Origin of the sequence: Pseudomonas sp. LTGT-11-2Z, assembly GCF_003691445.1 — a bacterium.
Lineage (GTDB): Bacteria > Pseudomonadota > Gammaproteobacteria > Pseudomonadales > Pseudomonadaceae > Aquipseudomonas > Aquipseudomonas monteilii.
In genome coordinates this window covers 5,117,351-5,131,368 of the sequence record NZ_CP033104.1, presented here as the reverse complement: position 1 = coordinate 5,131,368, position 14,018 = coordinate 5,117,351, and the positions used below count along the sequence as shown (strand labels likewise).

Annotated in this window: 20 protein-coding genes; 10 read left to right on the top strand and 10 right to left on the bottom strand. The window is 61.6% G+C overall.

All coding sequences use genetic code 11. The annotated features are described in order from the left end of the window. The first annotated feature begins 13 nt into the window (after positions 1–13). From D8767_RS24250 to D8767_RS24240, 3 genes are read left to right on the top strand one after another with little or no spacing between them, the layout of a single operon-like run. Positions 14–475 carry a hypothetical protein gene (locus tag D8767_RS24250; RefSeq protein WP_016713144.1) on the top strand — a complete coding sequence of 154 codons (462 nt, stop codon included), beginning with the start codon at positions 14–16 and terminating at the stop codon, positions 473–475. A gap of 1 nt (position 476) precedes the next feature. After that, the gene (locus D8767_RS24245; protein WP_016713143.1) at positions 477–1,088 is read left to right on the top strand and encodes a superoxide dismutase; all 612 of its coding nucleotides are present in this window, start codon (positions 477–479) and stop codon (positions 1,086–1,088) included. An 11-nt stretch (positions 1,089–1,099) separates the two neighbouring features. Next, entirely contained in the window at positions 1,100–1,993 is an 894-nt protein-coding gene (locus D8767_RS24240) for a ZIP family metal transporter (RefSeq protein WP_016713142.1), read from the top strand. A gap of 44 nt (positions 1,994–2,037) precedes the next feature. Here the strand turns inward: D8767_RS24240 and D8767_RS24235 are convergent, their stop codons facing one another. The 10 genes from D8767_RS24235 to D8767_RS24190 all read right to left on the bottom strand — a co-directional run bounded on the left by D8767_RS24235 (position 2,038) and on the right by D8767_RS24190 (position 9,051). After that, entirely contained in the window at positions 2,038–2,310 is a 273-nt protein-coding gene (locus D8767_RS24235; protein ID WP_016713141.1) for an HPr family phosphocarrier protein, read from the bottom strand. Between the two features lie 20 nt (positions 2,311–2,330). Further along, positions 2,331–3,185, bottom strand: coding sequence for an RNase adapter RapZ (gene rapZ, locus D8767_RS24230; RefSeq protein ID WP_016713140.1), 855 nt, complete (start codon positions 3,183–3,185; stop codon positions 2,331–2,333). Between the two features lie 2 nt (positions 3,186–3,187). Continuing rightward, complete coding sequence (ptsN, locus tag D8767_RS24225) at positions 3,188–3,652, bottom strand: PTS IIA-like nitrogen regulatory protein PtsN (RefSeq protein WP_016713139.1); 465 nt, start codon at positions 3,650–3,652, stop codon at positions 3,188–3,190. A gap of 12 nt (positions 3,653–3,664) precedes the next feature. Then, the gene (gene hpf / locus D8767_RS24220) at positions 3,665–3,973 is read right to left on the bottom strand and encodes a ribosome hibernation-promoting factor, HPF/YfiA family (protein WP_003255135.1); all 309 of its coding nucleotides are present in this window, start codon (positions 3,971–3,973) and stop codon (positions 3,665–3,667) included. 79 nt (positions 3,974–4,052) lie between these two features. Further along, positions 4,053–5,546, bottom strand: coding sequence for an RNA polymerase factor sigma-54 (locus D8767_RS24215; RefSeq protein ID WP_028698947.1), 1,494 nt, complete (start codon positions 5,544–5,546; stop codon positions 4,053–4,055). A 176-nt stretch (positions 5,547–5,722) separates the two neighbouring features. Further along, positions 5,723–6,448 (bottom strand): LPS export ABC transporter ATP-binding protein, encoded by a 726-nt coding sequence (gene lptB / locus D8767_RS24210; protein WP_010952146.1) that lies wholly within the window; start codon positions 6,446–6,448, stop codon positions 5,723–5,725. After that, positions 6,449–6,973, bottom strand: coding sequence for a lipopolysaccharide transport periplasmic protein LptA (gene lptA / locus D8767_RS24205; protein ID WP_012270658.1), 525 nt, complete (start codon positions 6,971–6,973; stop codon positions 6,449–6,451). It abuts the gene before it with no gap. After that, positions 6,960–7,532 (bottom strand): LPS export ABC transporter periplasmic protein LptC, encoded by a 573-nt coding sequence (gene lptC / locus D8767_RS24200; protein WP_016713137.1) that lies wholly within the window; start codon positions 7,530–7,532, stop codon positions 6,960–6,962. The genes lptA and lptC overlap by 14 nt, the downstream gene beginning before the upstream one ends. 8 nt (positions 7,533–7,540) lie before the next feature. Then, positions 7,541–8,065, bottom strand: coding sequence for an HAD family hydrolase (locus D8767_RS24195; RefSeq protein WP_016713136.1), 525 nt, complete (start codon positions 8,063–8,065; stop codon positions 7,541–7,543). An 11-nt stretch (positions 8,066–8,076) separates the two neighbouring features. Continuing rightward, positions 8,077–9,051 (bottom strand): SIS domain-containing protein, encoded by a 975-nt coding sequence (locus tag D8767_RS24190; RefSeq protein WP_016713135.1) that lies wholly within the window; start codon positions 9,049–9,051, stop codon positions 8,077–8,079. 248 nt (positions 9,052–9,299) lie between these two features. Here D8767_RS24190 and D8767_RS24185 point away from each other — a divergent pair, with 248 nt between their 5' ends. The 7 genes from D8767_RS24185 (at position 9,300) to murA (ending at position 13,993) form a co-directional block, all read left to right on the top strand. Further along, positions 9,300–10,109 carry an ATP-binding cassette domain-containing protein gene (locus tag D8767_RS24185; RefSeq protein ID WP_016713134.1) on the top strand — a complete coding sequence of 270 codons (810 nt, stop codon included), beginning with the start codon at positions 9,300–9,302 and terminating at the stop codon, positions 10,107–10,109. Further along, on the top strand, positions 10,109–10,906 hold the full coding sequence (gene mlaE / locus D8767_RS24180; protein ID WP_016713133.1) for a lipid asymmetry maintenance ABC transporter permease subunit MlaE: 798 nt from the start codon (positions 10,109–10,111) through the stop codon (positions 10,904–10,906). Before D8767_RS24185 ends, mlaE begins: the two co-directional genes overlap by 1 nt. Continuing rightward, positions 10,906–11,391 carry an outer membrane lipid asymmetry maintenance protein MlaD gene (gene mlaD, locus D8767_RS24175; protein ID WP_016485045.1) on the top strand — a complete coding sequence of 162 codons (486 nt, stop codon included), beginning with the start codon at positions 10,906–10,908 and terminating at the stop codon, positions 11,389–11,391. Before mlaE ends, mlaD begins: the two co-directional genes overlap by 1 nt. A 9-nt stretch (positions 11,392–11,400) precedes the next feature. Next, positions 11,401–12,048, top strand: coding sequence for a phospholipid-binding protein MlaC (locus tag D8767_RS24170; RefSeq protein ID WP_016713132.1), 648 nt, complete (start codon positions 11,401–11,403; stop codon positions 12,046–12,048). Then, positions 12,045–12,347, top strand: coding sequence for a lipid asymmetry maintenance protein MlaB (locus tag D8767_RS24165; RefSeq protein ID WP_016713131.1), 303 nt, complete (start codon positions 12,045–12,047; stop codon positions 12,345–12,347). The genes D8767_RS24170 and D8767_RS24165 overlap by 4 nt, the downstream gene beginning before the upstream one ends. Positions 12,348–12,464: 117 nt before the next feature. Beyond that, positions 12,465–12,704 (top strand): BolA family protein, encoded by a 240-nt coding sequence (locus tag D8767_RS24160; RefSeq protein ID WP_003255121.1) that lies wholly within the window; start codon positions 12,465–12,467, stop codon positions 12,702–12,704. Positions 12,705–12,727: 23 nt separating this feature from the next. Continuing rightward, positions 12,728–13,993, top strand: a complete 1,266-nt coding sequence (murA, locus tag D8767_RS24155; protein ID WP_016713130.1) for a UDP-N-acetylglucosamine 1-carboxyvinyltransferase — start codon at positions 12,728–12,730, stop codon at positions 13,991–13,993. Positions 13,994–14,018 lie beyond the last annotated feature (25 nt).

The window sequence follows — 14,018 nt, the reverse complement described above, 5'->3', positions numbered from 1 at the left end:
TCAGGAGACAACCATGCAGCACTGGAAACGCACTACGGAAACCGCCAACCGCCTGTTCGAACAAGGCGAGTTGGTCGACGCCCGGGAACACTACCTGCAAGCCCTGGCGCTGGCGCAGGTGCTGTTCGAGCGCTGGCATGACGTCGACGAAGCGGTGGCTGCATTCGTCATCGCCCATCACAACCTGGCCGACCTGCACCTGCGCCTCAACCAGCCGCACGAGAGCGCCGACTACCTGTGTGCCGCTCACCAGCGGCTGTTGCAGGCCAGCCAGGAGGCGCGTTTACCCCAAGGGCTGCGTGACGCAGCCCTGGGTCACAGTGGACGCACCTACACCGAGCTGCTGAGTTTTATCGCCGAATACGGCCAGTACCCACGTACCGAGCGTCTGCTCAATCGCCACGGCCCCGGGGCCAGCGAGCTCGCTGCCCAGCCAGACGTGGCGCCCAGAACCCATGCCTACGGAATTCACTGACATGCCGCATACCTTGCCTGCTTTGCCCTACGCCTACGATGCGCTGGAGCCGCACATCGACGCGCAGACCATGGAAATTCACCACACCAAACACCATCAGACCTACGTCAACGGCCTTAATGCCGCCATCGAAGGCACCGAATGGGCCGAATGGCCCGTGGAGAAGCTGGTTGGTGCAGTCAAGCAGCTACCGGAAAGCCTGCGTGGCGCTGTGACCAACCATGGCGGGGGGCACGCCAACCATAGCCTGTTCTGGACGGTGATGTCGCCGCAAGGTGGTGGTGAGCCACACGGCCAGCTGGCGCAGGCCATCACTTCGCAACTGGGTGGTTTCGATGCCTTCAAGGAGGCGTTCACCAAGGCTGCGCTGACCCGCTTTGGCAGCGGCTGGGCCTGGCTCAGCGTAACGCCGCAGAAAACCCTCGTTGTCGAGAGCAGTGGCAACCAGGACAGCCCGCTGATGCTCGGCAACACGCCAATCCTCGGCCTGGACGTGTGGGAACATGCCTACTACCTGAAGTATCAGAACCGTCGTCCGGAATACATCGGTGCCTTCTACAACGTGATTGACTGGGCCGAAGTGGAACGCCGTTACCTCGAAGCCCTGAAGTGAGTCGGACCGGTATGCGCTCTGAGGTGATGTCTGTCAGCAGTGTGCGCCTGTTTCGGCTGGCGCTTGGGACTTTGCTTTTGCTGGCTGGCGCCGCGCTGCTGGTGGCGCGTGGCCTTGCCTGGCTGGACCTGGAACCGCGCATGTTGCGTGCGCTGGAAGGCGGCGCATTATGCGCCCTGGGGACGGCGCTGGGCGCGGTACCGGTACTGGTCATTCGCAACATGCCGATGGCACTGGCCGATACGCTGCTGGGCTTCGGCGCTGGCGTAATGCTGGCGGCCACCGCATTTTCCCTGATCATTCCAGGGTTGGACGCCGCTCAATCCATCGGTTTCAGCCCTTGGGGCGCGGGTGGCCTGATCAGCTTTGGCCTGATGTTCGGTGCGCTGTGCCTTTTTCTGGTTGACCTCAAGGTATCAGGTACCTCGCCGGAAGCACTGGTCGGCACCGGCAATCAGCCAGTGATTGCTGCGCGCATCTGGCTGTTTGTCATCGCGATCATCGCGCACAACATCCCCGAAGGCATGGCGATTGGCGTATCGGCCGGTGGTGGCATGGCCGACGCCGACAGCCTGGCCATGGGCATCGCCTTGCAGGATGTGCCTGAAGGGCTGGTCATTGCGCTGGTGCTGGCAGGGGCGGGCATGCCGCGCTTCAAAGCCTTCCTGATCGGTGCTGCTTCAGGGTTGGTCGAGCCGGTAGCTGCAGTGATCTGTGCCTGGTTGGTGAACATTGCCGAACTGCTGCTGCCGCTGGGCCTGGCCTGTGCAGCGGGGGCGATGCTACTGGTGGTTACCCAGGAAATCATCCCGGAATCACGCAGCAACGGTCATCATCGCTTGGCCAGCCTGGGGTTGTGCATCGGGTTCTGCCTGATGATGGTGATGGACACGGCGATGTCCTGATTCACGATCAGGCCTGCGCGGTCCCTGTAGGACCGCGCAGGTTTTTATTCGCCTTCGTCGAAGAAGTTGTTGATCAGCTCGACCAGCGCATCCATGGCGTCGTTGTCCTGCTCACCCTCGGTAAGCAGGTGAACCTGTGTGCCTTTGCCGGCCGCCAGCATCATCACCGCCATGATGCTCTTGCCATCCACCAGCTTGTCCGGTGCGCGGCCAACCCTTACCTGGCAGGGGAAGCGGCCGGCAACGCCGACGAACTTGGCTGCCGCCCGGGCATGCAGGCCCAGCTTGTTGATGATGGTGATTTCGCGGGCGGGCATCGTGGGGCGGATCCTTGGGCTTAGAGGTCGCGGTGGCGGACCTGGACGTTTTTCAGGGATTGCTGCAGCAACTGGCCAAGGCGTTCGGTGATGTAGACCGAGCGGTGGTGGCCGCCGGTGCAGCCGATAGCAATGGTGACGTAGGCGCGGTTGCTGGCGGCGAAGCGGGGTAGCCACTTGAGCAAGTAACTGGAAATGTCATTGAACATGTCCTCAACGTCTGGCTGTGCAGCCAGGTAGTCGGCGACCGGTTGATCAAGCCCTGAGTGCTCACGCAGTTCGGGCTTCCAGTAGGGATTGGGCAGGCAGCGTACATCGAACACCAGGTCGGCATCGACTGGCATGCCGCGCTTGAAACCGAACGACTCGACCAAAAAGGCTGTGCCGGGCTCGGGCTGGTTGAGCAAGCGCAGCTTGATCGAATCCCGTAGTTGGTACAGGTTGAGGCTGGTGGTGTCGATCTTCAGGTCTGCCAGGTCGGCAATTGGCCCCAGCAGCTCGCTCTCCACGCGGATCGCTTCTGCCAGCGAACGGTTGGCATTGGTCAGTGGATGGCGACGACGGGTTTCCGAGAAGCGCTTGAGCAGCATGTCTTCGTCGGCATCCAGGAACACCACGTCACACTGGATGTTCCGCGCACGGGCTTCTTCGAGTAGCTCGGGGAAGCGCGTGAGGTGGCTGGGCAGGTTGCGTGCATCGATCGACACGGCAACCTTGGGTTGCAGTAATTCCGTGTTGATCAGTGCATCCTCCGCCAGCTGCGGCAGCAGCCCGGCGGGCAGGTTGTCAATGCAGTAGAAACCGTTGTCTTCCAGGACATCGAGGGCGGTGCTCTTGCCGGAGCCGGACCGGCCGCTGACGATGATCAGGCGCATGTTCAGTGCTCGTTCTGTACGTCCAGGACAACCTGGAACAGGGCCTCACTGCTGGTGGCCGCACGCAGGCGATCACGGACCTCCTTGCGATCGAGCATGCTGGCGATCTGACGCAGCAGTTCCAGATGCGCATCGGTGGCGGCTTCGGGTACCAGCAGTACAAACAGCAGGTCCACGGGCGCGCCATCGATAGCGTCGTAATCAATAGGTGCTTCCAGGTGCAGCAGGGCGCTAACCGGCGCTGAGCAGCCTTCAAGGCGGCAGTGCGGAATGGCGATGCCATTGCCGAAACCGGTCGATCCGAGTTTTTCGCGGGCGACCAGCTTTTCGAAGACGTCTTGCATCTCCAGTTCTGGCACTTGGTCGGCGATAACGGTGGCGACCTTTTCCAGGGCGCGCTTCTTGCTGCCGCCCGGCACGTTCACGAGTGAACGGCCGGGGGTCAGGATGGTTTCAAGTCGGATCATGGATGAGGGGGATCAGCGGGCAGCTGCACCTTGCAGCAGGCTTTGCTGTTTTTCCTTGTGTTTTTTCAGTTGGCGGTCGAGCTTGTCGGCCAAGGCGTCGATCGCTGCATACATGTCTTCGTGTTCGGCGTTGGCTACCACTTCGCCGCCGGGAATCTGCAGGGTCGCCTCGACCTTCTGCTGCAGCTTCTCGACTTTCATGATGACCTGCACGTTGGTGATCTTGTCGAAGTGACTTTCCACGCGGGCGAGCTTTTCAAGCACGTAATCGCGCAGTGGCTGGGTGACTTCTACATGCTGTCCACTGATATTGACTTGCATACAGCTTCTCCTTTGTTGCCCGTGCATAAAGAGGCAGGTCTTGCACCTGCCCCACAAACGCTGTGGCACATCTCAGGGGCTACATCAGTCGCTTGCGTTCACTCGACGGTGCAATGCCGAGGGACTCGCGGTACTTGGCGACGGTGCGACGGGCTACCTGGATGCCTTGTGCCTCCAGTAAACCAGCGATCTTGCTGTCACTCAATGGCTTTTTCTGATTTTCCGCCGCAACCAGTTTTTTGATGATCGCGCGGATCGCCGTGGACGAGCATTCTCCGCCTTCGGAGGTGCTGACGTGGCTGGAGAAAAAGTATTTCAGTTCGTAGATGCCACGCGGTGTATGCATGTATTTCTGCGTGGTAACCCGCGAAATGGTCGACTCGTGCATGCCCACCGCTTCTGCAATGTCATGCAACACCAGCGGCTTCATGGCTTCGTCACCATGGTCGAGGAAACCGCGCTGGTGCTCGACGATCTGTGTGGCAACCTTCATCAGGGTTTCGTTGCGGCTTTGCAGGCTCTTGATGAACCAGCGCGCTTCCTGCAACTGGTTGCGCATGAAGGTGTTGTCGGCGCTGGTATCGGCACGGCGCACGAAACCGGCGTATTGCGGGTTGACGCGCAGGCGCGGGATAGCCTCCTGGTTCAGCTCCACCAGCCAGCGGTCGCTGTCTTTGCGCACGATGACGTCAGGCACCACGTACTCGGGCTCGCTGGACTCGATCTGCGAACCGGGGCGCGGGTTGAGGCTCTGTACCAGTTCGATCACCTGGCGCAGCTCGTCTTCCTTGATTTTCATGCGCCGCATGAGCTGGCTGTAATCGCGGCTGCCGAGCAGGTCGATGAAATCGGTGACCAGGCGCTTGGCTTCGGTCATCCAGGGAGTACTGGCGGGCAACTGGCGCAGTTGCAGCAGCAGGCATTCGCCCAGGTTGCGCGCGCCGACGCCGGCTGGCTCGAACTGCTGGATGCGGTGCAGCACCGCTTCGACCTCGTCCAGCTCGATATCCAGCTCCGGGTCGAAACCGGCGCAGATTTCCTCGAGGGTGTCTTCCAGGTAGCCCTGGCCATTGATGCTGTCGATCAGCGTGACGGCGATCAGGCGGTCGGTGTCGGACATCGGCGCCAGGTTCAGTTGCCACAGCAGGTGGCTCTGCAAGCTCTCGCCGGCTGAGGTGCGGGTGGTGAAGTCCCACTCGTCGTCATCGTTGCTTGGCAGGCTGCTGGCGCTGGTCTGGTAAATGTCTTCCCAGGCGGTATCGACCGGAAGCTCGTTGGGGATGCGCTCGCTCCACTCACCGTCTTCCAGGTTGTCGGCACTGACGGTGCTTTCCTGGAAACTGTTGTCCTGGACTTCGGCGGCCGGCTTGTTCTCGGCGTTGTCCGCCATCGGGTCGCTGTTGTCGAAGTCGTCGCCGTCTTCCTGACGTTCGAGCATCGGGTTCGACTCCAGCGCTTCCTGGATTTCCTGTTGGAGGTCCAGGGTGGAAAGCTGGAGCAGGCGGATGGCCTGTTGCAACTGCGGTGTCATCGTCAGTTGCTGGCCCATTTTTAGGACGAGCGATGGTTTCATGGCTGGGGCTTAATACCTTGTTCGCCGGCGCGCATGCGCCATCCACTACACGAGGGCGCCGGGGCGCCAGATCAAGCAAGTTTTATGCCTTAAATTGTAGCGTTTGCCTAGAGCACTGTAACAACTTTCACCCCGCTTTCAGGGCGATTTGCCAGTACTCCAGGCATGTGCCGGGGTCAGAGCCGGAACTCGTGACCCAGGTAAACCTCTTTGACCAGCTCGTTGGCCAGGATGGTCTCGGCATCGCCTTCGGCGATCAGGCGGCCATCGTTGACGATATAGGCGGTTTCGCAGATATCCAGGGTTTCGCGCACGTTGTGGTCGGTGATCAGTACACCAATGCCCTTGGCCTTGAGGTGGTGGATGATCTGCTTGATGTCGCCGACCGAAATCGGGTCGACGCCAGCGAACGGTTCGTCCAGCAGGATGAACTTGGGTGCGGTGGCCAGGGCGCGGGCAATCTCGACCCGGCGGCGTTCACCGCCGGACAGGCTCATGCCGAGGTTGTCGCGGATGTGGCTGATGTGGAACTCCTGTAGCAGGCTTTCCAGTTCTTTGCGACGCCCGTCGCGGTCGAGGTCCTTGCGGGTCTCGAGGATGGCCATGATGTTGTCGGCCACCGACAGCTTGCGGAAGATCGAGGCCTCCTGCGGCAGGTAGCCGATGCCGGCGCGGGCGCGGCCGTGCATGGGCTGGTGGCTGACATCGAGGTTATCGATAAGCACACGCCCCTGCTCGGCCTGGACTAGCCCGACAATCATGTAGAAGCAAGTGGTCTTGCCGGCGCCGTTGGGGCCAAGCAGGCCTACGATCTGGCCGCTGTCGATCGACAGGCTGACGTCACGTACCACCTGCCGCCCCTTGTAGCTCTTGGCCAGGTGCTGGGCTTTGAGGGTTGCCATTTACTCGGCCTTCTTCTTGGGCTGGATCACCATGTCGATACGCTGACGCGGTGTGGTCACGTTGCCACCGCGACCCGCAGTCGCCACCTGGGTCTGGGTGTTGTAGACGATTTTCTCGCCTTCGGTGGTGTTGCCCTCGTTCTCGACCTTGGCACGGTCGGTGAGGATCACCAGGTCCTTCTGCGACTGGTACTGGATGGTGACGCCCCAGCCTTTCATCTTGTCCGGCTTGGCCGCGCTCTGCTGCTGCTCGAAGTAGGCCAGGTTGCCCACCGAGGTCACCACGTCGATGTCGCCAGAGGCGGAACGGGTGATGGTCACGGTGTTGCCTTTGATCATCATCGAACCCTGGGTGATGATCACGTCGCCGGTGTAGGTGGCCACGCCTTGCTTGTCGTCCAGGTGGGCGTTGTCGGCCTGGATACGGATCGGCTGGTCACGGTCGTTCGGCAGGGCGAGGGCGCTCGCGCTTCCCAGTGCTGCGCTCAGGCTGAGCAAAAGGGGGAGGGTTTTAACGAGCCTCATACTGTCCTCTTACGTTAGAGAGCAAGTCCATCTTGCCTTCTTTCAAATACGCTTTCATTCCTTTGCCCGTAGTAGTGCCACCGGCGCCGTCGATTCTAACGGCTTGCTCGGTCTGCGCATATTGCTTCTGCGGGAACACGGTCATGCGTGAGCTGGTAATGATGGTTTCGCGCTGCTTTTCGTCGGTGCGGGCAACCCGTACCTTGTCGATCAGCTCGACCTCGGTACCGTCCGGGTTGACCTCGGCACGGGCGCTCTGCACATGCCACGGGTATTCGGTGCCGCGGTACATGTGCAGGTCCGGCGTGGTCAGCAGGGTGATTTCACTGGCCTTGAGGTGTTCGACCTTGTCGGCGGTCATCTCGTACTGCAGTTTGCCGTCGGGCAGAAACTGCACGCTGTGGGCGTTGATCGCATAGTAGTCGATAGCGCTTTCGTCGACCTGGGCCACCGGCTTGTCGAGGAAGCTTTCCGGGCTGACATTCCAGTAGCCGATCGCCACCAGCAGGGCAGCGATCACTGCGAGCAGCGCAGCATTGCGGGCTTTCTTGCTGAACATGGGCAGCCTTACAGGTAGTTGGCGTTGGCAGCGTCCAGGGTACCCTGGGCCTGCATGATCAGTTCGCAGAATTCACGGGCCGCTCCCTCGCCGCCGCGTGCCTGGGTCACGCCGTGGGCGTGCTGGCGAACGAACGGCGCGGCGTTGGCCACGGCCATGCCCAATGCTACCCGGCGAATGACCGGTAGGTCCGGCAGGTCGTCGCCCAGGTAGGCTACTTGATCATAGCTTAGGCCCAGTTCGGCGAGCAGGCCGTCAAGCACGACCAATTTGTCCTCGCGGCCCTGGTACAGGTGCGGGATGCCGAGGTTTCTGGCGCGGCGCTCGACCACCGGAGTCTTGCGGCCGCTGATGATCGCGGTGGTCACGCCCGCGTTCATGAGCATCTTGATGCCCTGGCCGTCGAGGGTGTTGAAGGTCTTGAATTCGCTGCCGTCTTCGAGAAAGTACAGGCGCCCGTCGGTGAGCACGCCGTCCACGTCGAACACTGCCAGCTTGATGTGCTTGCCGCGTTGCATGAGGTCCTGGTTCATTCCATCGCTCCTTACATTACGCCGGCGCGCAGCAGATCGTGCATGTTCAGGGCGCCGGTCGGGCGGTCTTCGCGATCCACCACCACCAGGGCGCCGATCTTGTGGTCTTCCATGATCTTCAGGGCTTCGGCGGCAAGCATTTCTGCACGTGCCGTCTTGCCATGCACGGTCATGACCTGATCGATCAGGGTGGTGTGCACGTCGATGTTGCGGTCCAGGCTGCGGCGCAGGTCGCCGTCGGTGAAGATCCCGGCCAGCTTGCCGTCAGCTTCGACAATCACGGTCATGCCCAAACCTTTGCGGGACATTTCAAGGAGCGCGTCCTTGAGCAGGGTGCCACGCGGCACCTGAGGCAGTTCGTCGCCGGCATGCATCACGTTCTCGACCTTGAGCAGCAGGCGTCGGCCCAGTGCGCCACCCGGGTGCGAGAAGGCAAAGTCCTCGGCGGTGAAGCCTCGGGCTTCGAGCAGGGCGATGGCCAGGCAGTCCCCCAGCACCAGCGACGCCGTGGTAGAGGAGGTGGGCGCCAGGTTCAGCGGGCAGGCCTCTTGCTCGACGCGGGCATCAAGGTTGACCTCGGCGGCCTGGGCCAGGGGCGAATCCGGGTTGCCGGTGAGGCTGATCAGCTTGATGCCCAGGCGCTTGATCAGGGGCAGCAAGGTGACGATCTCTGCGGTGCTGCCGGAATTCGACAGGGCAAGGATGACATCCTCGCGGGTGATCATGCCCATGTCGCCATGGCTGGCTTCGGCCGGGTGCACGAAAAATGCCGGGGTGCCGGTGCTGGCCAGGGTGGCGGCGATCTTGTTGCCGATGTGCCCGGACTTGCCCATGCCGACCACGACAACCCGGCCCTTGCAGGCCTGGATCAGTTCGCAGGCCTTGACGAAATTGTCGTCGATGCGCGCCAGCAGGGCCTCTACGGCCTCGAGTTCCAGGCGCAGGGTGCGTTGGGCGGATTGGATCAGCTCGCTGGATTGGCTCATGTCGAAAAAGCAATGCCTGATGAAAAGGCCGCGATTATACGCGCAATGACAAAAACCCTCACCCTTTCGATTGCTGTAGCGAATGTCATCAAAGCCTGTCTCAGGGCTGAACGACTCGTTGCCCGGCCTTGGGGCGGCGCTGTCAGCGGTGCTATAGTTCGCCGCTATTCGGCCTGCCAGGGGTGCGTGTGCCTTCCTGATGGAGGCCGGCGTCCATTAGGACGAGGCTGCACTAGCAAGGAGTCTAGATGAGTGTGGATAGCGCCTACGCGGTCGAGTTGAAGGGGCTTACCTTCAAACGCGGTTCGCGCAGCATTTTCAGCAACGTCGACATTCGCATCCCGCGCGGCAAGGTCACCGGCATCATGGGGCCATCGGGTTGCGGCAAGACCACGTTGCTCCGCCTGATGGGCGCGCAGCTGCGCCCCTCCAGCGGTGAGGTATGGGTTGCCGGGCAAAACCTGCCGACGCTGTCGCGCAGCGACCTGTTCGACGCCCGCAAGCAGATGGGTGTGCTGTTCCAGAGCGGCGCGCTGTTCACCGACCTCGATGTGTTCGAGAACGTCGCGTTCCCGCTGCGCGTGCACACCCAGCTGTCGGACGAGATGATCCGTGACATCGTGTTGATGAAGCTGCAGGCCGTGGGCCTGCGCGGTGCCATCGACCTGATGCCCGACGAACTGTCTGGCGGCATGAAGCGCCGTGTGGCGCTGGCCCGGGCCATTGCCCTGGACCCGCAGATCCTCATGTACGACGAGCCGTTCGTCGGCCAGGACCCGATCGCCATGGGCGTACTGGTGCGCCTGATCCGCCTGCTCAACGATGCGTTAGGCATCACCAGCATCGTCGTGTCCCACGACCTGGCAGAAACCGCCAGCATTGCCGACTACATCTATGTGGTGGGGGACGGCCAGGTGTTGGGCCAGGGCACGCCTGATGAGCTGATGGGGTCGGACAACCCACGGATTCGCCAGTTCATGAAGGGCGACCCGGACGGCCCGGTTCCCTTCCACTTTCCTGCGCCTGATTACCGCGCCGACCTGCTGGGGGCGCGTTGATGCGCAGAAGATCCTTACTCGAACGTGTCCGCCTGCTGGGTCGCTCGGCGATCGACGTGCTGGCGGTACTGGGGCGTTCCTGCCTGTTCCTGTTCCATGCATTGATCGGCCGCGGCGGCATCGGCGGCGGTTTCCAGTTGCTGACCAAGCAGCTGTACTCGGTAGGCGTGCTGTCGCTGGCGATCATCGTCGTGTCCGGGGTGTTCATCGGCATGGTGCTGGCGCTGCAGGGCTACAGCATCCTGACCAAATACGGTTCGGAGCAGGCGGTGGGGCAGATGGTCGCCCTGACCCTGCTGCGCGAGCTTGGTCCGGTGGTGACAGCGTTACTGTTCGCCGGCCGCGCAGGCTCCGCACTGACCGCTGAAATTGGCAACATGAAATCCACTGAGCAGCTGTCGAGCCTGGAAATGATCGGCGTTGACCCGCTCAAGTACATCGTCGCGCCACGCCTTTGGGCCGGTTTCATCTCGCTGCCGCTGCTGGCGCTGATCTTCAGCGTGGTCGGCATCTGGGGTGGCTCGTGGGTGGCTGTGGACTGGCTGGGCGTATACGAGGGCTCGTTCTGGGCCAACATGCAGAACAGTGTTTCCTTTACCGACGACGTGCTCAACGGGTTGATCAAGAGCCTGGTGTTCGCCTTCGTCACGACCTGGATCGCCGTATTCCAGGGGTACGACTGTGAGCCCACCTCAGAAGGGATCAGCCGTGCCACCACCAAGACCGTGGTCTATGCCTCGTTGGCAGTGCTGGGTCTGGACTTTATTCTGACCGCCTTGATGTTTGGAGATTTCTGATGCAAAACCGCACCCTGGAAATCGGTGTCGGCCTGTTCCTCCTGGCCGGGATCCTGGCGCTGCTGCTGCTGGCCCTGCGTGTCAGCGGGCTGTCAGCCAGCCCGAGCAGCGATACCTATAAAGTTTATGCCTACTTCGACAATATCGCCGGTTTGACGGTCAGAGCTAAAGTGACCATGGCCGGTGTGACGATCGGCAAGGTTACCGCCATCGATCTGGACCGTGATTCCTACACCGGTCGGGTGACGCTGCAGCTGGACAAGTCGGTGGACAACCTGCCGACCGACTCCACGGCCTCGATCCTGACCGCCGGCTTGCTTGGCGAGAAGTACATCGGCATCAGCGTGGGCGGCGAAGACCAGGTGCTCAAGGACGGCGCGACCATCCACGACACCCAGTCGGCACTGGTGCTGGAAGATCTGATTGGCAAGTTCCTGCTCAACTCCGTTGGCAAGGAACCGAAAGAAGCGCAACCGGCTAATTAAGGAGTTTCCATGATTTCGATCCTGCGACGTGGCCTGCTGGTCCTGCTGGCGGCCTTCCCTCTGATGGCCCTGGCCGCGCAGTCGCCGCACGACGTGGTGCAGAGCACCACCACCGAGCTGCTGAGTGAGCTCAAGGCCAACAAGGAGCAGTACAAGTCCAACCCGCAAGCTTTCTACGACACCCTTGACCGGATCCTCGCGCCGGTGGTCGATGCCGACGGTATTTCCAAAAGCATCATGACCGTCAAGTACTCGCGCAAAGCCACGCCCGAGCAGATGCAGCGCTTCCAGGAAAACTTCAAGCGCAGCCTGTTCCAGTTCTACGGTAACGCGCTACTGGAGTACAACAACCAGGGTATCGTCGTAGACCCGGCCAAAGCCGATGACGGCAAGCGCGCTTCCGTAGGTATGAAGGTCACCGGCAACAATGGCGCCGTATACCCGGTGCAGTACACCCTGGAAAACCTGGGTGGCGAATGGAAAGTGCGTAACGTCATCGTCAACGGCATCAACATCGGCAAGCTGTTCCGCGACCAGTTCGCCGATGCCATGCAGCGCAACGGCAACGACCTGGACAAGACCATCGATGGCTGGGCCGGTGAAGTGGCAAAGGCCAAGCAGGCTGCCGACAGCTCGCCAGAGAAGACCGTCAAATGAGTGAGGCCGCTGTAAGCATGGCCGAGCCGGGCGTACTGCGCCTGGCTGGCGTGCTGGATTACCGTAGCGGCCCGGTCCTGCGCAAGCAGGGCAAGGCACTGATCGCGGCTTGCCGCGAGGCGCAGCTGGTGCTGGATTGCTCGGCGGTGCAGCACTCCACCAGCGTAGGTCTGTCGCTGTTGCTGGCATTCATGCGCGATGCCCAAGCGGGTGGCAAGGGCTGCCAGGTGCGTAACATGCCCGACGACATGCGGGAAATTGCCGAGGTTTATGATCTCGATGAAGTGCTGGCAACCTGATGGCCCAGCGCGGATGATGGCCCCTCGGTCAGCGAAACCCTCGTTGGGCTTCGCAGGCGAGGGGCTTTTTTGTATGATGGCCGACCCGTGCGCATCGGGCGCCGATTGAGGTTGAGCATGCAGGCCGTAGAAGTTAAAAGCTTCCTTGAAGAGAAATTGCCGGGTTCCCGGGTCGAAGTTGAAGGCGAAGGCTGCAACTTCCAGTTGAACGTGATCAGCGACGAGTTGGCTGGCCTGAGCCCGGTCAAACGCCAGCAGGCGATCTATGCTCACCTGAATCCGTGGATTGCCAATGGCAGCATCCATGCGGTAACCATGAAATTTTTCAGCAGCGCAGCCTGGGCTGAGCGCACCTGAGCCAACTTGGCGGCGAGATTCCAATGGACAAACTGATTATTACTGGCGGCGCTCGCCTTGACGGCGAGATCCGCATTTCGGGCGCGAAGAACGCAGCCCTGCCAATTCTGGCGGCTACCCTGCTGGCTGACGGCCCGGTCACCGTGGGCAACCTGCCGCACCTGCACGACATCACCACCATGATCGAGCTGTTCGGCCGCATGGGCATTGAGCCTGTGATCGACGAGAAGCTGGCGGTGGAGATCGACCCACGCACCATCAAGACCCTGGTCGCGCCCTACGAACTGGTCAAGACCATGCGCGCCTCGATCTTGGTGCTGGGCCCGATGGTCGCCCGTTTCGGCGAAGCCGAAGTGGCCCTGCCTGGCGGTTGCGCCATTGGCTCACGCCCGGTCGACCTGCACATCCGTGGCCTCGAAGCCATGGGCGCGAAAATCGAAGTGGAAGGCGGCTACATCAAGGCCAAGGCGCCTGAGGGTGGCCTGCGCGGTGCGCACTTCTTCTTCGACACCGTCAGCGTGACCGGTACCGAAAACATCATGATGGCCGCTGCCCTGGCCAAAGGCCGCAGCGTGCTGCAGAACGCCGCGCGTGAGCCGGAAGTGGTCGACCTGGCCAACTTCATCAATGCCATGGGTGGCAACGTCCAGGGCGCTGGCACCGACACCATCACCATCGATGGCGTCGAGCGCCTGCACTCGGCCAACTACCGCGTGATGCCGGACCGCATCGAGACCGGTACCTACCTGGTCGCTGCTGCCGTGACTGGCGGCCGTGTCAAGGTCAAGGACACCGACCCGACCATCCTTGAAGCCGTACTGGAAAAACTCAAGGAAGCCGGCGCCGACATCAACACCGGCGAAGACTGGATCGAGCTGGACATGCACGGCAAGCGGCCGAAAGCCGTCAACCTGCGTACCGCTCCGTACCCGGCGTTCCCGACCGACATGCAGGCGCAGTTCATCTCGCTGAACGCCATTGCCGAAGGCACGGGCGCAGTGATCGAGACCATCTTCGAAAACCGTTTCATGCATGTTTACGAAATGCACCGCATGGGCGCTCAGATCCAGGTCGAAGGCAACACTGCCATCGTCACTGGCGTAAAAGCGCTGAAGGGTGCCCCGGTCATGGCCACCGACCTGCGTGCGTCCGCCAGCCTGGTGCTGTCGGCGCTGGTTGCCGAAGGCGATACCCTGATCGATCGCATCTACCACATCGACCGTGGTTACGAGTGCATCGAAGAGAAACTGCAGATGCTCGGCGCGAAAATCCGCCGCGTACCGGGCTAGTAGCCCGAAGGTGCATGGACGCACC